20 protein-coding genes are annotated in these 23,686 nt (G+C 68.4%); 15 read left to right on the forward strand and 5 right to left on the reverse strand.

All coding sequences use genetic code 11. The features are described from left to right. Positions 1-62: 62 nt before the first annotated feature. Positions 63-842 (reverse strand): hypothetical protein, encoded by a 780-nt coding sequence (locus tag G6N61_RS00085; RefSeq protein ID WP_163916051.1) that lies wholly within the window; start codon positions 840-842, stop codon positions 63-65. Then, positions 832-1,203, reverse strand: coding sequence for a helix-turn-helix domain-containing protein (locus tag G6N61_RS00090; RefSeq protein ID WP_163916053.1), 372 nt, complete (start codon positions 1,201-1,203; stop codon positions 832-834). Before G6N61_RS00090 ends, G6N61_RS00085 begins: the two co-directional genes overlap by 11 nt. Before the next feature lie 114 nt (positions 1,204-1,317). Here G6N61_RS00090 and G6N61_RS00095 point away from each other — a divergent pair, with 114 nt between their 5' ends. The 12 genes from G6N61_RS00095 to G6N61_RS31190 all read left to right on the forward strand — a co-directional run bounded on the left by G6N61_RS00095 (position 1,318) and on the right by G6N61_RS31190 (position 14,035). Continuing rightward, positions 1,318-1,743: a hypothetical protein gene (locus G6N61_RS00095; RefSeq protein ID WP_163916055.1), complete on the forward strand. Its 426-nt coding sequence runs from the start codon at positions 1,318-1,320 to the stop codon at positions 1,741-1,743. Further along, positions 1,740-2,840 carry a discoidin/SUN/FTP domain-containing protein gene (locus tag G6N61_RS00100; RefSeq protein ID WP_163916057.1) on the forward strand — a complete coding sequence of 367 codons (1,101 nt, stop codon included), beginning with the start codon at positions 1,740-1,742 and terminating at the stop codon, positions 2,838-2,840. The genes G6N61_RS00095 and G6N61_RS00100 overlap by 4 nt, the downstream gene beginning before the upstream one ends. A 1-nt stretch (position 2,841) precedes the next feature. Then, positions 2,842-3,759: a conjugal transfer protein gene (locus G6N61_RS00105; protein WP_163916059.1), complete on the forward strand. Its 918-nt coding sequence runs from the start codon at positions 2,842-2,844 to the stop codon at positions 3,757-3,759. A 71-nt stretch (positions 3,760-3,830) separates the two neighbouring features. Further along, entirely contained in the window at positions 3,831-4,112 is a 282-nt protein-coding gene (locus G6N61_RS00110) for a hypothetical protein (RefSeq protein WP_163916061.1), read from the forward strand. Positions 4,113-4,121: 9 nt separating this feature from the next. Next, positions 4,122-4,253 (forward strand): hypothetical protein, encoded by a 132-nt coding sequence (locus G6N61_RS31065; RefSeq protein WP_264076762.1) that lies wholly within the window; start codon positions 4,122-4,124, stop codon positions 4,251-4,253. Then, the gene (locus tag G6N61_RS00115; RefSeq protein WP_235887113.1) at positions 4,253-4,633 is read left to right on the forward strand and encodes a hypothetical protein; all 381 of its coding nucleotides are present in this window, start codon (positions 4,253-4,255) and stop codon (positions 4,631-4,633) included. The genes G6N61_RS31065 and G6N61_RS00115 overlap by 1 nt, the downstream gene beginning before the upstream one ends. Then, a complete protein-coding gene (locus G6N61_RS00120; RefSeq protein ID WP_163916063.1) occupies positions 4,617-7,160 on the forward strand; it encodes an ATP-binding protein in 2,544 nt (847 codons plus the stop codon). Before G6N61_RS00115 ends, G6N61_RS00120 begins: the two co-directional genes overlap by 17 nt. Next, positions 7,157-9,259 (forward strand): hypothetical protein, encoded by a 2,103-nt coding sequence (locus tag G6N61_RS00125; RefSeq protein ID WP_163916065.1) that lies wholly within the window; start codon positions 7,157-7,159, stop codon positions 9,257-9,259. Before G6N61_RS00120 ends, G6N61_RS00125 begins: the two co-directional genes overlap by 4 nt. Positions 9,260-9,262: 3 nt before the next feature. Then, positions 9,263-11,056 (forward strand): AAA family ATPase, encoded by a 1,794-nt coding sequence (locus G6N61_RS00130; RefSeq protein WP_163916067.1) that lies wholly within the window; start codon positions 9,263-9,265, stop codon positions 11,054-11,056. Between the two features lie 2 nt (positions 11,057-11,058). Continuing rightward, on the forward strand, positions 11,059-11,712 hold the full coding sequence (locus G6N61_RS00135; protein WP_163916069.1) for a hypothetical protein: 654 nt from the start codon (positions 11,059-11,061) through the stop codon (positions 11,710-11,712). Positions 11,713-11,794: 82 nt separating this feature from the next. Further along, the gene (locus tag G6N61_RS00140; RefSeq protein ID WP_163916071.1) at positions 11,795-13,372 is read left to right on the forward strand and encodes a serine/threonine-protein kinase; all 1,578 of its coding nucleotides are present in this window, start codon (positions 11,795-11,797) and stop codon (positions 13,370-13,372) included. Between the two features lie 435 nt (positions 13,373-13,807). Continuing rightward, positions 13,808-14,035: a type I phosphoribosyltransferase gene (locus G6N61_RS31190; protein ID WP_264076759.1), complete on the forward strand. Its 228-nt coding sequence runs from the start codon at positions 13,808-13,810 to the stop codon at positions 14,033-14,035. Between the two features lie 29 nt (positions 14,036-14,064). Here the strand turns inward: G6N61_RS31190 and G6N61_RS00150 are convergent, their stop codons facing one another. Together G6N61_RS00150 and mobF are read right to left on the reverse strand one after the other, a co-directional pair. Then, the gene (locus tag G6N61_RS00150) at positions 14,065-15,480 is read right to left on the reverse strand and encodes a type IV secretory system conjugative DNA transfer family protein (RefSeq protein ID WP_163916073.1); all 1,416 of its coding nucleotides are present in this window, start codon (positions 15,478-15,480) and stop codon (positions 14,065-14,067) included. A 60-nt stretch (positions 15,481-15,540) separates the two neighbouring features. Further along, complete coding sequence (gene mobF / locus G6N61_RS00155; protein ID WP_163916586.1) at positions 15,541-21,393, reverse strand: MobF family relaxase; 5,853 nt, start codon at positions 21,391-21,393, stop codon at positions 15,541-15,543. Between the two features lie 319 nt (positions 21,394-21,712). Between mobF and G6N61_RS00160 the strand changes: the two genes are divergently transcribed. The 3 genes from G6N61_RS00160 (at position 21,713) to G6N61_RS00170 (ending at position 23,007) form a co-directional block, all read left to right on the forward strand. Continuing rightward, positions 21,713-22,183 (forward strand): hypothetical protein, encoded by a 471-nt coding sequence (locus G6N61_RS00160; RefSeq protein ID WP_235887114.1) that lies wholly within the window; start codon positions 21,713-21,715, stop codon positions 22,181-22,183. A 26-nt stretch (positions 22,184-22,209) separates the two neighbouring features. Beyond that, positions 22,210-22,422, forward strand: a complete 213-nt coding sequence (locus G6N61_RS00165) for a hypothetical protein (RefSeq protein WP_163916076.1) — start codon at positions 22,210-22,212, stop codon at positions 22,420-22,422. Positions 22,423-22,503: 81 nt separating this feature from the next. After that, on the forward strand, positions 22,504-23,007 hold the full coding sequence (locus tag G6N61_RS00170; protein WP_163916078.1) for a hypothetical protein: 504 nt from the start codon (positions 22,504-22,506) through the stop codon (positions 23,005-23,007). 140 nt (positions 23,008-23,147) lie between these two features. Here the strand turns inward: G6N61_RS00170 and G6N61_RS00175 are convergent, their stop codons facing one another. After that, positions 23,148-23,681, reverse strand: coding sequence for a hypothetical protein (locus G6N61_RS00175; RefSeq protein WP_163916080.1), 534 nt, complete (start codon positions 23,679-23,681; stop codon positions 23,148-23,150). Positions 23,682-23,686: the final 5 nt, after the last annotated feature.

Consider the following 23,686-nt stretch of genomic DNA (forward strand, 5'->3'; position numbering starts at 1 on the left):
CCCATTTGGACCACGCTCAGCGTCGTGGCGTGCCCCCGCTACGCGCACGGAATGACCACAGGTTAGTGGCTAAGAAGGTCGGCGGGGTAGGTCATGATGGCACCGCCAACCGCCGCGATGAACCACATGGTTCCGATCGCCGCGATGGCTGCGGGGATCGCCAGCCGTACCGATTTGACCGGCGCGGGACGCCGCCGTGGGACGCGGGGGGCGTCTGCAGGTCGGTTGCTGGTCGGCGGCGAAGGGTCGAGCAGAGTCGGCATGGACACCGGAGTGGGGCCGAGGATCAGGGTGTCGTCGATGTCGCGCTGGGCGGGAGTCATCGGCCACCAGTCGCTGGAGCCGTCGATGGCCAGCCAGCCCTCCAGAACGCCGTACGCGGCGGCGGCGGCGAAGGTGGCCGGCACTTGGGCTAGCAACCACGGAACGAGCAGTGTGCTCATCAGTGACGGAGTGGGGTCGTATAGCAGCGGCAGCGGTGCTCCGCTGAGGACGGCGGCCCAGGTGAGCGCAGCGATGGGGTAGGACTGGAGGCGTTCGGGGATCAGCCCGACGATCACCGCGTAGAACACTCGCCCGACGGGCCATCCGATCGGGGCGGCGGCAGCGATGGCGGCGACGACACCTGTCTCCAGCGCCCCCGTGGTGGTGGATGACGTTCGAAACACCAGGGGTGCAGTGACCTGATCGTCGTGGGGGTCGGGCCGGGCACCGACTCTGGCCCGACTGCGTGCCCGGATGCGCTTGCCGAGCAGTTCGGCGCGGCGCTTCTGGAACATCCAGATCCCGGCGTGCGCGGCTATCCAGGCGCGACGTTCTTCGTCGAAGACCTCAGCGGGCATGGCTTGACCCGAGCAGATCCGCGACGAGCTGGTCGGCGGTGTGCAGCTGCGTGCGGAGGCTTTCCAGGACCGCGACCACGTGTTCGTGCGCGGGGCACCCAGCCTCTGGCGCGGGGATGTGCGAGGTCGGCGTACCGCCGTCCATGGCAGTTTCGGCCGATCCCGGCGCCCAACCCAGGGCGCGGTCGATGCGCTCAAGGGTGGTTCGAGACAGCCCCCGCGTGCCGGTGAGGGCCTTGTTCATCGTCGATGGCGAGGGGCCGCCGCGGGCGAACATCTGCGCCCGACTGATGCCCAAGGCGCGTCGACGCTCGGTGACGAAGTGGTGCAGTCGCTCGATGCCGTGTTCTGGTGCCTCCATGGCCTGACAGAATCATATTCACCCTTAGTCGTCCATGACTGTGGATATATTTGGCCCTTAGTAGATACGGTTCGGGCACTGAATTGAGTATTGGTGGCGCGAGGAGGCTAGACGTTGAAGATCGTGCTGATGGTGGCGGCGGGGATCGCAGTCGGGCTGACCGTCGTCATCGCCGTCCTCGTCCAGGTAGTCGCTGCGCTTCTCCAAGCACTCGAGCGACTGGCACCTCTGCTGGTGGCATTGGCGGTGCTGGTGCTGGTGTTGCACGTCGTCCGGCGGCGGCGTGGCGACGGGGGCCATCGCCCTGACACGGCGTTCCTGCTGCCCGCGACTCCGCTGCCCTCGTTTCGGCCGGAAGTGCCCGTGGTGGTCGCTCCCGAGCTGCCGTGCGTGGCCGACGATCAACCGTATCTGCGGTGGGGTCCACGCGTGGACGGGGATCTCGATGCGCCGCCGGTCACCTACAACGCTGGGGCGCGCGTGGCTCGCACGCGTGCGGGCACTCACCCGTCGCGCCCGGGCCGGGGTCGCCGACCATGACGCGCGGAATGAACAACGACGAGTGGCTCAAGCGCATCGGCGCAATCACGGTCCACGACGGTGATGAGGACGACGTTCCCGCGGTCGACGAGGACCCGCAGCCAGCGCTGGCAGGTGTCGACACCGCCGAGGAGGGCGCGCTCGACGAGACCGGCGACGATTTCGGCATCGCCGACGAGGAACCACCTTTCACCTCTGACGACGACTACGACTATCAGAGCCGCGACGTGCTGCTGGGCTCACCGTTCGACGGCGTCGATTCAGTGGTCGACCTCGACGACGCCGTCGGAGGTGAGTCCAGCTCCGACGATTCATCGCCGCGGCGCTTTACCCCGTGGGTGCTGGCGGCGTTCGGTGCCGTAGCAGTCATCGCGACGATAGTCACCCTGGTCGTCACGATGGCCAACTCGTCGGGCGCCGAATCCGCTAGACCCGCTCCGGCTCCGGTAGCACCTCGCGTGGTCGAGGTGGCTCCGCCAACTGCGCCCAACGTCGATGGGCCGCTGCCCTTTACGGCGTCCTCTGATTGCCCGCCTGGGTCCACCGCGGCCCAATCGGTCGCTGACCCGAACTCCACCACGCCGTGGGTGTGCGTGCGTTCGGTCGACGGTCAGGTGCTGGAGATCGACCTGGGCCGCACCTTCGTCATCACCGCGGTGTCCATCGTGCCGGGCGCGGTCAACAAGACCGAGACCAATCCCGACCAGCCTGACCCGTGGCTGCAGCATCGCGTGGTCACGCGGGTGCAGTGGCAGTTCAACGACACCGACCGCACGGTGAAGAACCAGAACACCGGCAACGTTCGCGGCGAAGCCGTCGAGCCGATCCGCCCCGGCGTCCTCGCGTCGAAGATCACGGTGATCATTCAAGAGACCAACCGCCCGCCGGCCATCGCACCGACGAACACGGCAAGCCCGCCCCCGCCTGGTGCGGGGCCGTCGATCCTCGGCGACATCCTCGGCGGCAACCAGAGTACGGCCGCTCCTGCGCCAGAACCAGTGCTGCCTGGCATGGGCGGCTCCGAGTCGTCACGCGATCCAGCAGACGGGACGTTCGCGGTGTCGAGCATCAAAATTATTGGCCACAAGGCGGTTTGACATGCAACTGACCAACACCTGGCGGCGACGGCTCACGACCACCGGCCTCGGGAGCGCCAAGGTCATCGTGACGATCCTGGTCATTTGCTCGGTGATCAGTGGCGCGTCCACCGTGTGGCGGTGGGTGTTTCCGCCCGACGTGACACCCGCGGCGGTGACAGCCCGCTCCGTCGGCAACCAGACCGCGATGGTGGAGAGCTACGCGATCGACTGCGTGACGGTGCTTCTGACCGCCAGCACCAGCCGCGCCGCAGAGGTGGCGCGCTGCTTTCCCAACAGCACCGACATGGCGCTGCCCACTACCTCCCCGCTGATCGTGTCCGCCCAGGCCGCATCCGCGACGTTCGTCGGCCAGACCGCGCCCGACGTGGAGACCTACGGGGTCATCGTGGCGGTCACCGAGCAGTCCTACACCAACGCCCCGCCGGTGCGCAGCTACTACCAGCTGCCGGTCAGCGTGTACGCCGGCGGTGCGCCGCGGGCGATGGCCAAGCCCGCCCGCCGTGACCCGCCGCCCCCGGGAGTGGATGTGTCGCTGGACTATCCGGTCACCATCACCAACGACGCCGCCTTGGCGGCGGTGATCAGCGGGTTCATCACGTGCTACCTCACTGACGCCGCCGGAATCGAGCGGTTCGTCACCGTGGACTCCGGGCTGGGCCCGCTGCGCGCCTACTCGGCCGCCACCGTCTCCTCGATCCGAGCCCAGCAACCGGTTCCGGAAGCTCCGGCCGAGGCTGCCGAGCTGCGGGTGTGGGTGACGGTCAGCGCTCGGGCAGCCGACTACACCACCACTCCGTTGGAGTACCCGCTGACGCTGCGCGCCACCGGGGGAGCGTGGTCGGTGGCCGGCATCGACACGGTTCCGGCGATCGACTCTGACGCCCCTGCGGTCCCGGTCGCCACGGGTAGCCGATGACACCCACGCGTGGCCAGCGGCACCAAGCCGCCGGCTCAGTTCAATCGACATCACCCTGAAAGGAACACCCAATGGATATCTCCACGAACACAACGGTTTTGGCGGCGCAAGGAATCGTCGGCATGTCCCAGGAGCTGTTCTCCATCGTCGTCGTCGTGGGCGGCATGGCGGCGATGGCGCTGGGCATCGCCGTCGGGCTGCGCAACGGCTTCAAGCAGGGGATCGGGTCGGCGATCGGCGCCGTGGTGGGCGGCATCATCTTGTCGCTGATCATCGCCAACGTCGCCGGATTCCAGGAGTCCGGCAACCAGGAATTGGAGCAGCGCGGCATCGTCTCGGTTTACGGGCACTGACACATCGCCATGTCTGAACTGGCCGCGTCGCTCGTCGGCTGCCTCACCGTCGCCGCACTGATTCACGGCGGAACCGGGCTGATAGACCACGCGAACGACAGGCCGATCTCCGTGAGCTACCACCACCTTCGGGAGAGCTGATGCCCATCAACGACGAGGTTCCTACCGGCGAACCGGCGAAGGTCTTCACCGGAATCCGCGACGTTCCGATCTACGCCGGGGAGTCCTCGACCGGCAACCGCCTACCGGGCGGTCCCTACCGCAGCGCCGAACTCATCGCGATAGGCATGATCATGCTGCCCGCGCTGTGGTGGTTCCGAACCCACCAAGACGCCGGCTTCACCGTCCTGGGTGCCGCAGCGGTGCTGGCCCTGGCCGTCACCGTGATTCTGCGGATGTTGCTGCCCAAGCGGCGGCCGTCATTGGCCGCCCGCGCCAGCTTCGCCCTGGCCTTGATTCTGCCCAAGCACGCGTGCGCAGCAGCGCCTCAGACCAGGAGCGGTCGTGGCACGCAACGCTGATCCGCGCGTCGATCACCTCTTCGATCCGCCGCTGGCGGTGATCGGCAACCTGCGCTTCACCCGCGGCGGGGTCTATGCCGACTACCTCATCGACGGACTACCGCTGGTGCTACGCCCACTGCGCACCCACGAACGGGGCAGCCGGTTTTATCGCAACCTGGCCCGCGCCCTGCCCTCGGGGTGGTCACTGTCGGGCCTGCTGGACACCACCGACCCGAATCGCCTGATGCGCAACATCGTCGGCAACCACGGTCACCGACCGGGATGGGTGGAGCACTGCCGGCAGTGGGAGCCGACGTTCAACCCCGCCGCAGCCCCCGACGGCGCATCGATCTTCGTGGAGGAGCGCCGGCGGGGCTGGCTGACCTTCCCGGTCGACAGCGGTCGCGCCGGCCGCACCCCGGCCGGGGCCGCGACCAAGGCCAAGGACTGGGTGGCTGGGCGCGACGTCGACTCCGACACGTCGGTGGCCGCCTACGCACGCCTCGCTGCTGAGGTGGTCGCCTCACTGCCCCAACAGTTCAGCGTCCGCCCGGCCAGCCCCCTACAGGTTCAATGGCACCACCGCCACAACCTCTTTCGTGGAGCACTGCGCGACCCGATGCCCCCGGCCGCAGCCGGCCCGGACCGGCTCACCGCAGCGGACTTCCTCCGCCCAGCCCTCGACGAAGGCGCCAACGCGGTCCGCTCGTCGTGGTGGCCGACGATGCGCCCCATCGTGCGCCTCTACGACGCCGACCACCCGGAAGGACCGTGGAGCTATCAAGCACTGCTACCGGTGACGCACTTCCCCGACACCGGCCTGCGGTTCACCAAGGCGGCCTACCTGTACGCGCTCGACAACGTCGACACCGAGGCAGCCATCGACTGGATCCAGCACGTCACGGTGCGCAGCCCCGAGCGCGCCGAGGCGCTCAACGCGCGCGCGGCCAAGAACATCAAAGACCAGATGCGTCAGCGCGGCCGCATGATCGAAGAGGACGACGAACTCGATAGCAAACTGGCCAACACCCGCGAGTACAACGCGCAGATCAAGGCCAACCCCAGCGAGCGCGAACTAGACGTGGCCACCCTGATCGCGGTGGGCGCACCCACGGTGGAGATGTGCGAGGACGCCGTGAAGCAGGTACGCCACGAACTCGACCAGGCCGAAATTGCAGTCAGCCGGTGGCGCGGAGCACAGGCCAAGCTGTGGGTGGCCTTCAACCCCGGCAGCGAGAAGCACGCCCACCTCGACGAGTTCCGCGACCCCACCTCCGCGCACCTGTGGGGCCGATTCACACCGCTGATCTCGACCCGCGTCGGCGACTCCCGCGGCACCCCGCTTGCGGAGAACCAGAACACCCTGCGGCGCAGCCTGATCCTGCACGACCCCGAAGGATGCGCCCAGCGGCAACGCAATACCGGCCTGATCGTCATTGGCGATCCCGGCGCCGGAAAGTCCAACCGCGCCAAACTCTCCGGCATCGAAGTCGTGCTCCGAGGCGGCAAAGTCGACGTGTTCGACCCCGGCACGCACGGCGAATGGGGACAAGCGTTCCGCAACGTCACCCACACCACCGTGATCGACCTGGCCGATTCGCGGTTCAGTCTGGATCCGCTGCGCATGTTCGATTTCGACGAGGCGGGCGCGGTGGCCGCCGACCACATCCTGCCGATGATCGGGGTTCCCGCCGACAGCGACATGGAGAACCGCTTCACCCTCCTGGTGAGCCCGCACATGCGGCAAGCCAACGGTATTCACTCGATGCGCTCGCTGATCGGCTACCTGCGCGCCCAGCCCGACGCCAACAACGACATGCTGCTCGCGCGCCTGGAGGCCTGGGCCACCCAGCCCGCAGCGTGCGCCATCTTCGACGAGACCCTCCCGCCGTACTCGCCGTCCCAGTCGCTGGCCACGGTCTGGCTCACCCACCGTCTCGGGTTGCCCGACGCCGACGACATGCTCAACCCGCACCTCTACGACAAGCTGCCCAAGGGTGCGCGCGCGGGCATGGCCATCTACGGCCTGATCATCGACACCGTGCAGCGCCACCAGTTCCTGCACCGCGAGCAGTTCTCCACGATGATCTTCGAGGAGGCCGCCGAGTTGATGGTCTACCCGGCCGGCGCTCGGACCGCACACCGCATCACCCGCCAGGGCCGCAAGCATGCCACCGGAATCTGGCTCATCTCCCAGGACTACCGCGACTTCGCCCGCATGGGGGACAAGTTCATCACCCAGAAGTGGCTGTTCGCGATCCGCAACGAGGAGCTGGCGACCAAGACACTGGAGTGGGCCGGGGTGGACCCATCGCTGTACCCAGAGGTGGTGCAGTCCTACTACGAGGACACCAGCCCCGCCGAGTCAGCCGACGACGAAGACAGCGACGACGAAGCCTTCGGCAAGGTTCACCCCTCGCGGATGGGGGAGGGCTTCATCGTCGACGAGCGCGGCCGCCGGGCCCGCTGCCGCTTCCTGGGTGCCCCGACGACGCAGCTGGCCGCCGACGTCGACAGCACTCCGCCCCAGGAAGTGTTCGCATGACCTCCTCCGGTGCGCTCACCCTCTGGTTGGCCGACCATCCCCGGGTCCGCCGCACCGTGGTGGCGATGACCCTGACCTACACACTGTCGCTGGTTGGCTTGCTGTGCGCCCCCAACGCCGTCGCCGCCGGCGGATCGGCAGCCCTGGGCTGGACCGGGCTGCGCGACACCGATGGAGTACCGATCGGCTATTACTTCCTGTCGCTGGTGTCGGTGCGCGAGGCCGCGAGCAACAACGGTCAAGAAGTCTCCATGATCGACCCGAGCACCTGGATGCCATGGATGGCCGCGGCGATGGAGCGCGCGGTCGACAACGCCACCGCCGCATGGTGGTTGGGCATGATCGCCGGCACGTTCATCTTCATCATGGCCGCCGCACTGTGGTTTCTGCGGTTCGCACTCTCCACGGGCTGGCTGGTCGCCATCGCCACGTTCGGCCTGCCGCTCTACAACGCCGTCAGCGCGCTAGTCAGCTCGATGATGCTGGGACCCATCGCCATCACCATCTGCGTGATCGTCGCCGGCTATCACATACTGCGTGGACACCCAGGCCGAGGCTGGGCGATGCTCGGCACCGCCATCGTCCTCACGGTGCTGTTGGCTACCGTGTTCTCCGACCCCATCGGTGACCTCTACAGCGAGCACGGCCTGCTGGCCCTGGGGCGCGGAACCGGCCTGGAGATCGCTCAAGCCGCGATCGGGGCACCGTTCGCTTCGGGTGCATCCCTGGACGCCAAGCTCGATGCGCTGATGTCCCACGTCGTGACCGCCGGGGTCCGGCACCCGCTGCAGGTCCTCAACTTCGGGATGGTCGTCGACGACATCGGCGGATGCCGTCAGGCGTGGAGCGCGGCGACCATGGCCGCCCGCGGCGTGGACGGTGATGGGCCCGCCCACGCGATGACCACCTGCGGCGCACCCCAGGCGCTGGCCTACGCGCAGCGCCTCGGGGGCTCCGACGCCACCATCGGCCTAGCACTGCTGGTGGTGGCGATCGTGGTGGCGTTCTTCTACTTCTACGTCGGCCTGTCGGTGATGCTCGTCGGCATCAAGTCGCTGTACTTCGGCATCCTGGTCGGACCATCCTTCTTGCTCGGCATGATGGGCTTCGGACGGGCGCTCGCGTTCGCCAAGCATTGCGGCACAGAGCTATTCATGCACGTCATCCAACTGATGGTGTTCGAGGTGTACCTCGCGGTCTCCGCGATCGGTCTGACCTGGGTACTGACCACCGACGCCCTTGGCGCCTCCACGGCGACCGCGATTCCGCGCGTGCTGATCATGGCCGTTGCCGCCGGGGTGCTGTGGCTGGGCTTCCGGTTCGTCGACCGCTCCTTCCACACCGACAGCATGGGCACCATCGGTCGCCAGGTCAGCGGCGCGTGGCACGCCGGCACTGGCGCCGTGCGTGACGAAGCGGGCTCCTACCGCGACAAGGCTCAAGGAGTGAGCGAGCGCCTCGGGCGCCGCGGCCGCGGCGAGCCTGCAGATGCCGGTGATCAGGACTCCGGCAACGGCTCAACGACACGGCCCATGCCGGGCATGGAGTGGTTCAAACCCCGCGCCACGAGCGCCGCCCGCGCACACCACGCCCCTGCTGATGCGACGAACACCAGCGGCGGTGGCGCGGCGCAATCGGGGGTGAAGTCCGCGGCGACGTCCGCAGCTGCCACCGCAGCGATGACGGCGGTGAAGGTGGCCGCCCCCGAGGTGGCCGTGCCGGTCGCCGCAGCGACGAAAGCGGCTGGGGTGGCGGGAACGGCCGGGCACGTGCTCAAGACTCCCAAGAGCGCCAGCAGCGCGGCCTCCGGGCTTGCTGGGCAGGGTGGCGCAGAGCCCTCCCCGGGGGCACCGCTGCGGCCGCCACGTCCCGATGCGGTCAGCTCATCACCACCCGTTCGCGAGCCCGCGCAGGCATCGACGATGGCCAGCCGCAGCACCGGCCAGCCGTCTGGCGCGCAGCCCGCCACCAATGCCCGACCACCGCGCACGAACGCGGCCTCGACGGGGACAATCGACACCGACACCCCACGTCAGCACGACGACCCGCAGCCCCGCGCTGCCCGACCGCCGCGACCACCCCGAGAGATTGGGTCATAGACGATGAGTGATGCGCGTGACTACCTCGACGCTGGAATAGATGCCCTGGGCTTGCTCGGCAATCCGGCCGACCCCTCCGCCGCCCGTGACAGGTTCCGTAGAGCGGTCAGCATGGACCCGAGTATGTGCGACGCGTGGCTCGGCCTGATCGCCACCGGCGACCATTCCAGCGAGACGCTGCGCCACGCCCACGAGGCCAGCGCCACGGTGCACCGCGAGACCCGCCGACTGGGATTGCAGGACACCGCCCTAGACGCGTCGGTGGCCTCGCCGGGCTTCATCGAGGTGTTTCCCTACACGCCGGCTTCGATCACGCTGGCCTACATTGCGGCCCTGCTCACCGAAGGGGACTACGACACCGCCGAGAAGCTGCTGGAGTCCTACGACACCGCCAGAGAGCCGCAGCAGTCCCCGATTTGGCGCTGCCTGGGCGTAACCCTGCAGTACGTCACTCAACGATGGACCGACGTCGCCGAATGGGCTGCACGCCCGGTCTCGGGGACCTCGCCGGTCGTGGACGCCGCCACGGATCTGATGGCCGGTATCGCCCATGTCGGTCTGGGGGAGTTCGACGCCGCCCTGGCTCTGCTGAGCGGAATCCCGCCCAATCAGGTCAGCCCCCAGGCCGCCGCCTACGCCGCCCTCTACCGCGGACTGGCACTGCGCTGCTTGGGCCGCGACGGCGATGCCCGTATCGAGCTGGGCAAGGCCAGTATCGGCGGGCGACTCCTTCCCGACGCCAGCGCCGCCCTGGCCGATACCACGTTCGGGCCGAAGGTCACCACGGCCGAGGCCATCGCCGCCCGGACCAGTCGCTGGGATCCGCAGTCCGGGCCGAGCACCGATGAGCTGCGCGAGGTCGAACAAGCCAAGGCCGCCCAAGCCGTCCTTGAGGAAGCCGAGCACGACCTACAAGCGTTCATCGGGCTGGGCAGGGTGAAGGCCCACATCAACAAGCTGAAGTACGTGCAGGTCTATGACCGGGCCATGGCAGCACGCGGCGAGGGGGTCGGGCAGCGCAACGCCCTGCACATGACCCTGATCGGACCGCCGGGAACGGCCAAGACCTCCATCGCACGCGTCATGGGCAAGATGTACTTCGGCCTGGGCATTCTCAAATCCTCAGAGTTCATCGAGGTTTCGCGCAAGGACCTCGTCGGCGGGGTCATTGGTGAGACCGAGGCCAAGACCGGGGCGTACCTCGACCGCGCCAAGGGGAAGACGCTGTTCGTCGACGAGGCCCCCGAGCTCTACAAAGCCGACAACGAGCGTGACTTCGGTCGCATCGCCCTCGACGTCATCATGAAGTTCGCCGAGGACCACCGCGACGACACCATGATCGCGCTGGCCGGGTACGCCGGCGGGATGAACCGGCTGCTGTCGGCCAACCCTGGCCTGCGGTCGCGGTTCCCCACCCAGCTGGAGTTCAGCTCCTACAGCGCAGACGAGCTGGCCCAGATCGCGTCCCTGTTCGCCGAGAACTACCGCGTCCTGGTCGACCCCAACGCCGTTGAGTCCTTTCAGCGGATCACGCACTGGCTCACCGCCACCTCGACCAACAACCCCGAGGACCCCAGCGAGACACTTATCGACATCGCCGGCAACGGCCGCTACGTGCGCAACGTGATGAGCGAGGCGGTGGAGAAGATGAAGGCCCGGGTGGCCTCCGACACCTCGATCGACCTGGCCACCGCCGACTTGAACATGCTGCGCACCGTGATCGACGCCGACATGATCGACGCCATCAAGGGAATCCTCGCCAGCGCGGGAATTCAGCCGCGCGAACAGACTTCCTGACCATGGCCCGCGCCGCAGAAGTAGCCGCGCTGAAGGCGATCGAGGACGCCTACGCGCGCTGGACGGTCGTCAGCGAACAGCTGCACCAAGCCGTCGGCGAGGCCGCCGAACTGCACGCCGGTGCTCCCGTGGCTGCCCTGCGTGCGGACTTCGACGCCCAGATCGCGGTCACGCGGTCTGTGGCCGCGTTCGCGCATATGTGCCCGAGGTCTGGTCCCGACGTCGTAGGTCTGCCCGGCGCCGCGTTCATTCAGGCCCTCTATCAGGTCGTCGAGAGCCAGCCCGGCCTCGACCAGGATCTGGTGGAATTGACCCGCCGCTGGGAGACATGGTTGGCCGCGGTGGGTAATTGGGCAGCCGACGGGGGCCACCCACCGCCGGCGCGGCCCACCTCACCTGCCCACAGCAGAGTCTTGGCCGCAGTGGACGACTGGTGGGGGTTCGGTGCCGATCGCCTGCATGACCAGATGGTGCTGTCACTGACCACTCACGGGCATCAGCTCACCGAAGCAATCACCACCGGCGCCGAAGGCGAGGTCATCCAGTCGGCCCACGTGGTGTTCGACCGCGGCCCGCAGACCGGTGACGACGACCGCACTTCCCGCGGACCGCTGGCCCGGCTGCGCGCGCTGCTCGGGCACCGCGACGGCCTTTGAGCCCCCCAGGAGCAGCATGAGCGCATCGAACACACCCGGCTCTGCAGCTTGGCCAGCGTCACGGGTAAGCGATGCTAGGTCTATGTTCGCGGTCGGCTCTCTGGTGGCGGGATATCGGATAGAGCAGGTTCTCGCCACGGGTGCCACCGGAACGGTGTACCGGGCCAAGCATCCGACGTTGCCCCGCCGTGATGCGCTCAAGGTGCTCAGTGCCGACCTCTCTCGCGATCCCGCGTTCCGTGAGCGCTTCATCCGCGAGGCCGACATCGCCTCGCTGCTCGATCACCCCAACATCGTCTCGATCTATGACCGAGGCGAGGCCGAGGACGGTCACCTGTGGATCGCCATGCAGTACGTCGCCGGCACCGACGCAGAAGCGGCACTACAGGCCGGAACGATGACCGCCGCACGGGCCATTCGCATCGCTGGTGAGGTCGCCAAGGCGCTGGACTACGCCCACCAGCGCAACGTCGTACATCACGACGTGAAGCCAGGCAACGTGTTGTTGGCCAGCGGGTCCCACGCCGACGAACACGTGCTGCTCACCGACTTCGGGGTGGCGCGTGCAGCGGGAAGCTCCCACGAGCCCGGCAGGCCCGACAGCGATTCGACCGTGGCCGTGACACTTGCCTATGCCGCTCCCGAAGTCATCGCCGGGGACGCCATCGACCGGCGGGCCGATATTTACTCGTTGGGGTGCACGCTGTTTCGCATGCTGACCGGCAAGCAGCCGTTCTACACCGCCGAGGGAACCACCGCCGTGGCGCGTGCACATCTCTACCAAACACCACCGCGGGTCTCGGACCACCTCCCTGGGGCAACCCGACAGCTAGACGTCGTGGTGGCCAGAGCCTTGGCGAAGTATCCCGAGGACCGATTCGGCTCGGCGCGGGAGTTCGCCGCGGCCGCCGCCGCGTCGGCGGCGTCCCTCACGGGCGAACGCCCCGACCCTTCCTCATCGCGTGGCGGCCAGGCGCGACATGGCACCACGTTGTCGTTGGATCCGCTACGCCGCAACGTAGCTGAGCGCGTGCGAAGTGTTTCCGAGCAGATCCGCAGCGCGCACGGACCGCTGCGGCAGGTACGAGAGCGGCCCGTCGTCGTCATCTGGGCGGTATTCGCCGTACTTGCAACCATTTCCGTCATCCTGTGGGCGAAGCTGCTGTGGCCGCCCTCAAGCGAGCCCGAAGGGACCTCCGCAGCGACGTCCCCCGCCACCACCACGTCGTCGGCCACTGCTGGACCAGCCGCGCTCGTACGCCTGCTGCCGCCGGGTTATTCGCGCGGCACCTGCGCACGTGTTCCTACCGCTTCCGACGTGACAGCCGCCGTGTCCTGCGGACCCAACGCAGACCCCGGCGGTCCCACGACGTCGACCTACACGCTGAGCCGCGATCTACCCGCGCTGCGCAAGGCCTTCACCGACGTCGTGAACCGATCCGCTCCGGTGATCTGTCCGCCCAACATCCAGTCACCCGGTCCCTGGCGGCGTAATGACAGCCCGACCGTGGTGCGGGGGACGCTGTTCTGCGGGGTTCAGGCGGGGCAGCCGATCGTGGCATGGACCGATGAGCAGAAACGGCTGCTCGGCGTCGCCCGAGCCCAGGCGCCGGGGGCCGCCCTCGACGCTCTGTACGCATGGTGGTCCACCCACTCATAACGCCGGCCCGACCTGGCCGCGTTCAACTGGGCAGAATCACCAGTTGCACACTCCCTGCTGGCATCCGGAGGGCTAGGTGTGGTGGTGTCTCGGCACGTTGGTTACGCGGTCGGAAGATGGAGGGCATGGATCTCACCCCCCTAGCCGCGGACGTGAACGCGGCCTGCCGCCTGTCGGGTCAGTTCCAGCTGCGGTCGGGCCAGAACTCGAATGAGTACTTCGACAAGTACCTCTTCGAGACCGACCCAGCACTACTCAAACGCGTTTCCCAGGCAATGGTCCCGCTGATCCCGTCCGACACTGAGTTACTCGGCGGGCTTGAGCTAGGCGGAGTGCCAATAGCCACCGTTCTCAGCCAGTTGACCGGGTTACCAACAGTATTCATTCGCAAGGAAGCTAAGAAGTACGGTACGCGCCGGCTCGCTGAGGGAGCCGATGTTGCTGGCCCGAGCCGTCACTCTCATCGAAGATGTGATTACCACCGGCGGCGCCGTGCGCAACGCCGCGCTCGCACTTCGCAGCGCCACCGCGGACGTCTCGACCGTCATCTGCGCTATCGACCGACGACCTGAAACTGGCAGTGTTCTCGACGACGTTTCAGTCGCCGTCCTGGCCGTTATGACCAAGAACGAGCTGGACACCGCCCACAACCTTCGTGCCTGACGCGCCACCAACCTCATGAGACGACACAACTAGGCCGAGGCCCTCGCGGTGCGGTTCCTTCGTGCGGTGACGGCGTTGTCGTAGATGTCGAGGAACTCGCTCCAGTCTGGAATCTGCACGCGGCGTCCTGCCGTTCCGCGCAGCAGCACTTGGGCCTCTTCGAGGCTCTGGGGCAGCAGCTCTTGCCAGTCGATGATGGAGCCGAGTTGTGAGGACTGTGACCGGCTTCCACCGTTCGGTTCATAGGATTCGGTGCGCCGCGTGGCCAGTCCCTGCCAGTGCGAGGCCTGTTCGAGCAGGTGACGTTCGTGGGCGCCGTACATCACGACGGTGCCGGGGAAGATGTCGCGCAGGGCGTCGGCGTACTTCGGTCCGTAGACGACGTCGAAGTGGCTGGAGGCTTGCACGGTGGCCATGATGTTCACGCCCAGGCCGGCTGATTCGCCGACGTAGTTGAGCAGGGCCGGCAGTGGGCAGGAGTTGCATACCTCGTCGAGTTCGAGCAGTAGCCGGTGTTCGAGTTGGTGCTGAGCGGTGCGCTTGCGGAAGTGGCGGATGATGGAGTCGATGAGCGCTACCGCCGCGCCGGCGACAGTGCCGGTGTTGGGGGCGATGACGAACAGGCTCGCGTCGGGAACGTCGAGCATCGACACGTCGAAGGCTTCGATGCTAATTTCATCGACCGCACTGAGGCCATCGAGGTGGGCGGTGGTGCTGAGCCCGAGGCGAACCCAGGGGGTGACGGCTTTGGAGACGGTGATCGCCACGCTGTCGCGCATGCGACCGTCCAAGGTCAAGACTCGCTGCATGGGGTCGGCCAACTGCGGGTGCGGACACAGCGCCGCGGCGGTCACCCACGATGGGGTGGCCTCCAGCGTCATCTGCGTACCGGCTTGGTCGTCGTCGTCGATGCCGAGGTTCTCCACCGCTTCGAGCACCCAGGGCATCCCTTTGGTGTTGCCCTGGGGGCTGGCGGCGTAGAGCAGGCACGCCAGTGGGCGGCTGGCGGTGGATTCCCAAAGCCCGCCGGCGGCCACGGTCTGGCCGCTGGAGGCTCCTCCGAACCCGACACCGGAAGTGGCGAGCATCGTTTCGGCGACGGTCAGGGCTTCGTCGGCCGAGGTGATCGACATGGTGGGGTCGCTGACCATTGACCGCACGCCGTGGGGCCAGACCAGAGTCTTCTCCGGCCGCAGGTCGATCACGCCGGTGGGACCGAGACCGCGGCGCATCAGGACCAGCTCGGCGAGGTCTTCCTTGCTGGACACTGCGACCAGCGGCCCGGGGTGCAGTACGGCCGCCGGAGCCAGCAGGCGGCGTGTTTTTCCGGTGCGGGTGGGGGCGCTGATCGCCAAATGCGGTGCGCCTTGCACCTTCTCGTACTGCTCTTTGTCGTTGACGACCAGCCCGCAGTACGGGCTGTAGGGCTCGTGGCGCGTGCTCATGGGGTCATGGTGGCGGGCGGTGCGCGCGAGAGTCCACCACCAGAGCCGGATTCGTGGCTGTTAGTCCTCGATGCTGGCGCCGAGGGCGGGGTCGCGGTCGGCCGAGCGGGTCTGGGTACGCCACCCCAGGGCGAGGTGACGACGTTGGGCGGAGCGGACCGCCGAGGCTGCGGTGTCGTACTGGCTGAGCAGCTGCTGCCACGGTTCGCTGAGGCGTGCGCGGCCGAGGCGGTCGGCCAGGGTGACCGCCGGAGTGGGTGCCAGGAGCGGATCTTCGGGCGCGACCGGGCCCACCGTGAGCGCAGAGTTCGACGGCAGCGAGTGAGTGAGGAGCTGCAGCGCGGGGGCGCTGGGCCCACGGCTGGCGCCGTGGTCGAGGAGGATCACCCGAGCGTCGGCCGCGGCGGCGTGGCGGGCGATGTCTGCGAGCTGATCGGGTTCGGCGGTGGCGGGGTCGTCGATCACGACGATGGCCCCGGGCGCCAGAGTCCAGTGCTGCTCGCTGACCTGGCGGTGGGCGTGACTGATCGTGGTGATGGTGTCGGCCAGCTCGGCGCCACGGGCCGTCGCCGCGCTGGTATCGCTCGCTGCGAGCCACAAGACCTTGCGATCACCGGCGTTGGCGGTGCTGCGCAGGGTGGAGAGCGCCGCGGTTGTCTCCCCGTCTGCGATGTCGGCGCGGACGATGGCGAGTCGATATGGCAGTGCCGCTAGGGATTTGAGTCGGCCGGCTGTTTGGGCGTCGAGTGCCGAGACAGCCGCGTCGGGGATCTGCAGGGGAGTGCGGTTGAGGTCGAGGTCACCGGCGACCTGGAGGAGAGCCACTTCGGAGCGTGCCGAGTACAGAAGCTGCTCGAGGGTGTCGGAGGTCGCGGTCTGAGCGGCGGCGAACGCGCTGGCGATGTCGCGGTCGGCGCGTTCGATGTCGCGGCGCAGCGCCTCACGTCGCTTGCTGAGTTCGGCGCGGGCGGTCAGGTCCGCGCGTTCGGCGTCGCCGCGTGCGGCGGCGACGTCGCGCTCGGTGACGATCTTGTCGGCACCGCCGGCGGCGGCGGCCCGGGCGGCCTGGGCGTCGGCGAGGGCCTGCTGGAACTGCAGCGACGGCGGCTGATCGGGGAGCAGACCGGTGTAAAAGGCGAGGTGCTGGCGGGCGGAGGCGATGTCGAGTTCGTCAGCATCGGGGGTGGCCCGCAGGAGGTGGAGTTGGGCTCGGGCGTGTTCGACCAGGAGCAGGGCGTCGTTGTATGCGGCGTCGGCGTCGGCCCACTGCTCCATCACCGCGGTGACGGCGTGGCTGTAGGGGCGATCGGCATCGACTTGGCGGCGCATGCGCAGCAGATCGTCGGCGGCGGCGCGTAGCGCCGGGCCGTTTCCGGTGCGAATTTCGGCGTCCAAAGTTTTTATTTTCTCGCTGACAGTCCGGTATACGGCGCGCAACGAAATGAGTGTTTCCATGGTGATGCCCCATTCCGGTGCAGGGCGATTTGCTGACAGGTCTTCGAATCGGAGATCCTCGAATTCCTGGGGCCCGTATTCGAATGCGTCGAATTCATCGGGCGGGGCGATGTCGAAGTAATCGTCGAAGGGCGGGTGCTCGTCGATGTGCGCGTAGGGGTGCTCGGGGTCGGGCGGGAAGAGGACTTCGTCGGCGGGATCCGGCGGGGCGTCATCGGGGACGGGCAGGTCCTGGAAGTCGGTGCCAAGGCGGGCGTGGAGGCGGTGGGTGAATGCATCGACGGTGTAGGTGATCAGGCGGGCGTAGTCGCCGGGCGGGATTGGGTGGTCCTCGTCGCTGGCGTCGGCGAGGTGTTCGGCGGCGACGTGGAGCAGGTCGCGGGGCGTCCACGTTCGTGGGTTGGCCGCGCTGATGGCAGCGACCAGACCGGGCCAGGCGGGATCGGAGGTGATGGTTTCGGTCAACGCGGCGCCGAATACGGCGTCGACGTCGGTGATCCAGGCGGGCCGCAGCCGTGAATGGGTGGTGGCCAGGGTGGCCGTGGGGGACAGGGCTCCAGCGATGCGCCACCACAGGGCCGCGGCGGGCAGCTCGTCGGGCAGCGGGCCTTGGCGTGCGGCGGTGGTGATGATCTGGCGCAGATCGGGGGTGGTGCGGGTGGCCTGGGCGAGCTGAGCGGCCAGTTGGGGCCAGTAGGCATCGGCGCGCAGGCGCGGATCGATGGCGTCGATGAGGTCGTTCCACCGGGTGGTGTCGGCACTGCGCCGCCCAATGCCGGCGGCGGCGTGGCGCTGCAGCAGGGCCTGGACGGCGCGCGTGCGCACCGGGTACTGACGGGCGCCGGTGAGGCGGGTGTCAGCCTCTTCGACACCGGTGGCGGCGCGGAACACCGCGATCTCGGCGGTCAGAGCCGGATTGACCGTGATCAGGGGCCGCGCCCAGGTAGGGGCGGTCGCATTGGTCCAGCCGCGTGCGCGCTCGCGGATCTCCTCGGCCAAACTCTCGACCAGTTCCTCGCGGCGGGCCAGATAGCCGCCCCACTGCGGGTCGTCGGCCAATGCTCGGGGGACGGCGGGAAGCCAGCGCAGGACCCCAATTCCGGCGGAATGCGTGCCGGCGGGGTCGATGCGGTGATCCAGCACCGCCGCGGGGTCGGCGGCGTCATCGACGCTGCCCTTGGCTAGCGCCTCAGTCAGCAGCTCGCGCGGATCGGCACCACCGAGGGCCAGGACCGAAAGGTTGCGGCGCAGCACCGGCCAGGCGTCACGCTGGCTGAGCCGGGGAATCACCTCATCGGCCAAGGCGTCGAGACGGTCCCGCGCCCCGGTGCCCAGCCGGTTCTCGGCGGCAGCGCCGAGCGCGTCGTAGTACATGTCGGCTGCCGCCTGCAGACGCGCGGCGGGATCGGCGGCCTGTCGGGCGGCGGTGGTCGCAGAGACCTGTGCGCCGTCTCGGGCCAAGATTCTGGTCAACACGTCGACAGCGGTCTCGGGGTGGGTGGCTTTGGGGGAGAGCAGCCGGTGCGGGTCGCCCTCGGCGGTCGAGAGGTATAGGTGGTTTTCGTCGGTGCCGCGAGTCATCGCGACGTAGAGGTGCTGGCGGGTCAGCATGTCCGAGCCGACGATGTGGCAGGTGCCCTTGGTGTCTCGGCGGCCGGCGGTCAAGCCTTGGGCGGAGTCGATGGTGGCCGCGTAACCCAGGGTGACGTGCTCGGCGGTGTAGTCCGCCGGCAGTGTGACGATGCGCCCGCTGCGCAGATGACGGGCCTTGAGCGCGCCATTGGGGAGGACTTCGGTGATGGTGTAGCGGTAGCCGTTGCGGACGAAGTCGTTGCGGCCGATCGTGATTCGGCGGTTGTTCTTGCGGGTGCGGATGGTGTCTCCGACGCTGCCGTGCAGCTGATCGGCCAGCACCACCGTGGCCGCCCGTGCCGCTTCGGGGTCGGCGGCCAATCGATCGGCACGGGCGCGGGCGTTGAGTTCGTTGATGACGTCGTTGGTCGGCGCGAGCAGGATGGAATCCCCACCCGCAGCCAGGTCGGCCCGCCAGGCCTCGTACGCCATGTCGGCGGCGGTCTCGTCGGTGCCGACGTGGATGCGGTGGCGGTCGATGTAGAAGCCAATCCCGGCCGGGTCGGCGTCGTGTAGCGCGAGCCCGGCGGCCGCTTCGGCCGGGGATTTGAACCGCACCACTTCGCTGAGGGTGAGCGCGTCGGTGGCCTCGGCGATGTCACGCAGAACCCCGCCGGCCGAGATCGACGAGAGCTGTCCGTCATCACCGACCAGGCGCACGCTGGCGCCCTTAGACAGTGCGTCGGTGATCATTGCGTCCAGCCCGGCGGTGGCGGCCTTGCCGGCCTCGTCGACCACGATCAACGTCTCAGGCCCAACGTGGGTGAACCATTCGGGCACGGGGGACGTCGCGGCCTTGGCCGGGTCGGCCGACCACACGTACTTGTCCAAGGTGTCGGTGGTGGCGCCCAGGTCCTCCCCGAGCACGATCGCCGCGTCGGCGGTCGGGGCCAAACCGATGACGTGTCCGCCCGAGCTGCGCCACGCATGCGCCAACGCCGCCATCGCGGTCGTCTTGCCGGTTCCTGCTGGGGCCAGCGCAAGCGCGACACGGCGCCCGCAGGTGGCCATCTCCGAGACCAGCGCAGCCTGACCGGGATTGAGCGTGCGACCCCGCGCGGCCGAATCTGCGAGCGCCATTTCGACATCGGCGGCGGTCGCGACACGGCCGTCGCCGCGATGCACCGCATCCAGGATTCGACGCTCGGCGGCCAGCGTTTCGCGGCTGGTGTAGAACTCCACACCGTGACGGCTGTAGACGCTGGCACCGTCGCGGCGACGCATTGCGACAGGCTCACCCAGGTCGGCGTCGGCCACGCGGGCATGCGGCACTGAGAACGCGTCCCCGAGGGCGGTATCGGTGAGCCTCTCGACCAATGCGACATCGTGCGCCACGTCGTGTGCGCGGGCCATCCGCAGCGCTTCGGCGCGCACGTGATGACGCTGCCAGGTGGCCCGGGTTTCGGACACCGTGGCGACGAGTTCGCCGGCGCGCGACGCGATCCACTCCTCGTCGATGACGGGCGCGGAGCGGGCACGGTCGGGGCCGGCGAGTACACCGGCCAACATCTGATGCAGACCGTCACGCCCAAGGACCTCAACGGCTTGCGTGCGCCAGACGTCGCGCTGCTCGGCCAGCGAGCGTGGCTCGTGCTTGGCTTCGCGCGATTCCAGGGTCGCCTGCTGAGCCAGGGCGATGATCTCGATGTTGGTGGGTTCGCGGCCGTGATCGGTCTGAAACGCCTTGGCTAGCTCGGCTGCGCGGGCCTCGATCGCGGCGCGTCGGCTCGACCACCGAGCCATCAATTCGGTCGACATTCCGGCGATTTCGCGGACCGGACGCTTACCGCGGCCGCGGGCCTGTTCGACGAACGGAACATTGAGCCCAGCGATCATGTGGGCTTCCAGCCGTGTGTTGTACAGCTCCGAAGCTGCGACGGTGACCCGGTGCAGCGGCTGACCGTCCAGGGCCATCCAGCGACGCACGCCATTGGCGTCGACGTGGGACACCTTGTTGGAGATGGCCACGTGGGTGTGCAGGTCGGGATCCCCGGCGCGGGAATCGCGGTGGGTGAACTCTGCGGCGATGAGCCCTTCGGTGTCGACCTGGGCCACACCGTTGGTGCCGGTGCGGGTGAAAGTGGCTTGATCTTGCAGCCACTGCAAGACGTCGGCGACGGCCGCATGATGGGCCGCTTCGATCTGCTCGGCCACCGGCAGCGAGGCGATCGCCCACAGTGCCGACACCGATTTCACCGGTGAGAACGTCAGGTCGTAACCAGCCACGGCGGTGGTGCGGGCGCGGGTGTTGCGGGCGATGAACCCGGACAGTTCGCGGTCATCGGCGGGCGGGCGACCGTACTGCTGGGCGAACAACTCCACCGCCACGCGTGTCCGGATGTCGGCACGTATCTCGGGGGCGATGGTGGCGTTCCAGTGGGCGCCGACTTCGGCGTTGTGATCGCGGAAGGCCACCGCTAGGCGTCGCGCGAACTCAGGTTCGCCGTCACGTACGTGGAACTTGCGGCCGAGGTGGCTGGCCGCTTTTTGGGTGCCCATGTTGCGCCCGGCGACATAGGTCTCGATGCGCTCGGCGTTGGGGTGCAACCCCTCGCCGTAGAGGGCGCGCATCTGGGCTTCGCTGACTCCGGAACCCTCCTCGACGCTCCAGATCTGCTCGCGGATCTGCGCGTTGACGTCACAGCGGCCGGTGTCGGACAGAGCGGCCAGGCCGCGACCCGTCCAGCGGCCCGGCGTCTCGCCCTTGGCCGAGTAGTAGTCGGCCAGTGTGGAGCGGCCCCGCTCGGTGCTGTCAGCGGCAGCGACCTGACGAACCAGGTACAGGTACCCGTCCCCGGCAGTCAGCTTGTGCAGCGTCATCACCATGACGAGCACCCAGTCGACCGCATGGCTCGGACGCTACGAAGTCGCGGCCCAGAAAAGCCACGACCAAACCGGGGGTTCTTAGCCAAATCTCAGGATTCGATACCTGAATGCAAGAGGTGTGTGGTCTGCCGGTGGGCTCTGGAAGGGCGCTGTGAGGGGGTGAGCTGAGTGGGCGTAGAGGCGGTGGGCGCGGAGCAGGGTGCGCCGCGGGTGAGTGGTGGGCGTTGGTAGCGGCAGGCGTGGCGACGAAAAATTGGTGGATGGCGAATGTGGTTGTGGTGGTGGCCCGCGCCGCCCGACCGCTTCTAATGTCCCGGTCATGACAGCAGCAGGTACGTCCAAGGTGGAGGCCCGGCGGCGGGCGCGCGAGGCGACCAGGCGCGCCAACGAGGCCCGCGCGGCTCGGGAGAAGGCGAACATCGAGAGCGCGGCGAACTACATGGTGGCCAAAGCCAGGCTGGCCGAGATCGACGCCTGGGAGACCGAGCGCTTGGCCGCGGTGACTCAACAGGTGCGCGCCGAGGCCGGCAAGCGGCGTGCCGACACTCGAGCCGAGGCCGGCGCGGCGATCAGGCTGCTGCAGGAAAGTGGTGAGACGCTGACGACCATCGCCGAATTGACCGGCGACGGCATCGGCGAAGTCCGGGCCATGCTGCGGCACGCCCCGAAGGTCGAAAAGCGCACGGCGAGCAACGGTTCGCATGCACTAGGCGTCGACGGCGAGAAGGGCGGCGAGCGCGCGGGGGATTCCTACCCTGGTGGCGTCGAGCCGAACGCGGCCACGGCCTGATGCAGGAGACCACCGGAGGGCGACCGATGAGCCATGAGACGACGATCGTGGTGCACGACTGGCAGGGTTCCACCGCCAGCGGGTGGGATCCGCCGGCCGTCGCGCACACCGACGACGCGCTGCGCCAGGTGCGCGCGGACCCTCGCGACGTCGAGCGCTTCGGGTCCATGATCGAGCGCGAGCTGGAGAGGCGACAGGCACTGGTGGACGGGGAATCAGATGCCGCGCCGAACCGGTAGCTCCCCGAGGCGCGCGGCGGCGCTTTGGCGCCCGCCGTGGGGCGTGCTGAACGTCAGTGCGCGGACGTAGGGTCAGCGGCCATGAGAAGCGCAGGCCAACTGATCGTTGATCGGCGGCTGCACGCCGCGGAGATCGCGCGCTTCGACAGTCACGTCGTCTGCGGGCCAACGCGTTCGGACTGCGACATCTGGATCGGTGCCATCGGCGCCGATGGTTACGGCCGGTTCTACCTCACGCGCGACGGCGTGGGGTTCTGCGTGCGGCCGCACCGTTACGCGTTGGCGATCGCCACCGGAACCGTGGCTGCGGGGGTGCTGGGTTTGCACGAGTGCGACAACCCGGTGTGCGTGAAGATCGCGGCCGACAGCGACGTGCGGCAGCACGTCGTGTCGGGTTCCCAGGGCGACAACATGGAGCGGATGGCGCGGATGCGTCGCGGCGGTGGCCGCCATGCGGTGCGGCGCTTCGACAGTCGCGGTGTGCGGCGCGCACGATCGGTGGCGCTGCGCGATGCGGTGCGCGACGGCTGGGATGCCGCCGCGGTGCAAGCGGCGCTGCTTGGCGACCAGCCCACGCTGTGGTGAGTTTGGTATCTCGCTGAAGAACCGGGCGATTAGCGCTGCGGCCGCGGCGCCCTGGGCGACGCTGGGTGCCGTGGCGCGCGTTGTCGCAACGTCGAGCTGGAGCGGCTCTGGGACACCGAGTTTCCGCGTGCTGGGGGCGCTCAGCCGCGCTGCATGAGCGCGGCGGTGCGGGGCGGGCGCACGGTGCTGGCGTCGAACCACACGGGCACAGCGGCGACGCCGGCTGTGCGGGCCCAGCAGATGCGGTGCTGGCCGATCGACTCGAGGTGGCCGTGGGCGTTGAGGAAGTACTTGATCGGGTCGTGGGTGTTGAGCAGTGCCTGCGCCAGGATTCGGTCGGCTCTCGCAAGGCCCGTGACGCGCGGGTCTTCTTTGCGTGCCCGGTAGATCGCAGTCGGATCGGCTGTCGGGGGGAAGGGTTCGAGAAAGGCTGTCACTGCCGGCAGCACCGCGGCCCAATCTCCGGCGTGGACATCGCAGACCTGGCGGCGCTCGGCGATCGCGGTGTCGGTGAACAGCTCTCGGTAGCCGTCCTGCCCGGGGTGCGCGCTCGTGGTGCGCAGTACGCGCGACAACGCCAGGGGACAGTTGGACGGCCTTCCGTCCTGGTGCGGCCGCTCGCCCATCGTGTGGGGGTAGGGCAGCTCGGCGACGTCGGTCAGGTAGTAGGGCATGGCGC

The organism is Mycolicibacterium arabiense, assembly GCF_010731815.2.
Lineage (GTDB): Bacteria > Actinomycetota > Actinomycetes > Mycobacteriales > Mycobacteriaceae > Mycobacterium > Mycobacterium arabiense.

What these genes read in the sequence shown, in the direction of transcription:
- G6N61_RS00085 (WP_163916051.1), bottom strand. Translation starts at nt 842, where the DNA reads ATGCCCGCTGAGGTCTTCGACGAAGAACGTCGCGCCTGGATAGCCGCG.
- G6N61_RS00090 (WP_163916053.1), bottom strand. Translation starts at nt 1,203, where the DNA reads ATGGAGGCACCAGAACACGGCATCGAGCGACTGCACCACTTCGTCACC.
- G6N61_RS00100 (WP_163916057.1), top strand. Translation starts at nt 1,740, where the DNA reads ATGACGCGCGGAATGAACAACGACGAGTGGCTCAAGCGCATCGGCGCA.
- G6N61_RS00105 (WP_163916059.1), top strand. Translation starts at nt 2,842, where the DNA reads ATGCAACTGACCAACACCTGGCGGCGACGGCTCACGACCACCGGCCTC.
- G6N61_RS00110 (WP_163916061.1), top strand. Translation starts at nt 3,831, where the DNA reads ATGGATATCTCCACGAACACAACGGTTTTGGCGGCGCAAGGAATCGTC.
- G6N61_RS31065 (WP_264076762.1), top strand. Translation starts at nt 4,122, where the DNA reads ATGTCTGAACTGGCCGCGTCGCTCGTCGGCTGCCTCACCGTCGCCGCA.
- G6N61_RS00115 (WP_235887113.1), top strand. Translation starts at nt 4,253, where the DNA reads ATGCCCATCAACGACGAGGTTCCTACCGGCGAACCGGCGAAGGTCTTC.
- G6N61_RS00125 (WP_163916065.1), top strand. Translation starts at nt 7,157, where the DNA reads ATGACCTCCTCCGGTGCGCTCACCCTCTGGTTGGCCGACCATCCCCGG.
- G6N61_RS00130 (WP_163916067.1), top strand. Translation starts at nt 9,263, where the DNA reads ATGAGTGATGCGCGTGACTACCTCGACGCTGGAATAGATGCCCTGGGC.
- G6N61_RS00135 (WP_163916069.1), top strand. Translation starts at nt 11,059, where the DNA reads ATGGCCCGCGCCGCAGAAGTAGCCGCGCTGAAGGCGATCGAGGACGCC.
- G6N61_RS00140 (WP_163916071.1), top strand. Translation starts at nt 11,795, where the DNA reads ATGTTCGCGGTCGGCTCTCTGGTGGCGGGATATCGGATAGAGCAGGTT.
- G6N61_RS31190 (WP_264076759.1), top strand. Translation starts at nt 13,808, where the DNA reads ATGTTGCTGGCCCGAGCCGTCACTCTCATCGAAGATGTGATTACCACC.
- G6N61_RS00150 (WP_163916073.1), bottom strand. Translation starts at nt 15,480, where the DNA reads ATGAGCACGCGCCACGAGCCCTACAGCCCGTACTGCGGGCTGGTCGTC.
- mobF (WP_163916586.1), bottom strand. Translation starts at nt 21,393, where the DNA reads ATGGTGATGACGCTGCACAAGCTGACTGCCGGGGACGGGTACCTGTAC.
- G6N61_RS00160 (WP_235887114.1), top strand. Translation starts at nt 21,713, where the DNA reads ATGACAGCAGCAGGTACGTCCAAGGTGGAGGCCCGGCGGCGGGCGCGC.
- G6N61_RS00165 (WP_163916076.1), top strand. Translation starts at nt 22,210, where the DNA reads ATGAGCCATGAGACGACGATCGTGGTGCACGACTGGCAGGGTTCCACC.
- G6N61_RS00170 (WP_163916078.1), top strand. Translation starts at nt 22,504, where the DNA reads ATGAGAAGCGCAGGCCAACTGATCGTTGATCGGCGGCTGCACGCCGCG.
- G6N61_RS00175 (WP_163916080.1), bottom strand. Translation starts at nt 23,681, where the DNA reads ATGCCCTACTACCTGACCGACGTCGCCGAGCTGCCCTACCCCCACACG.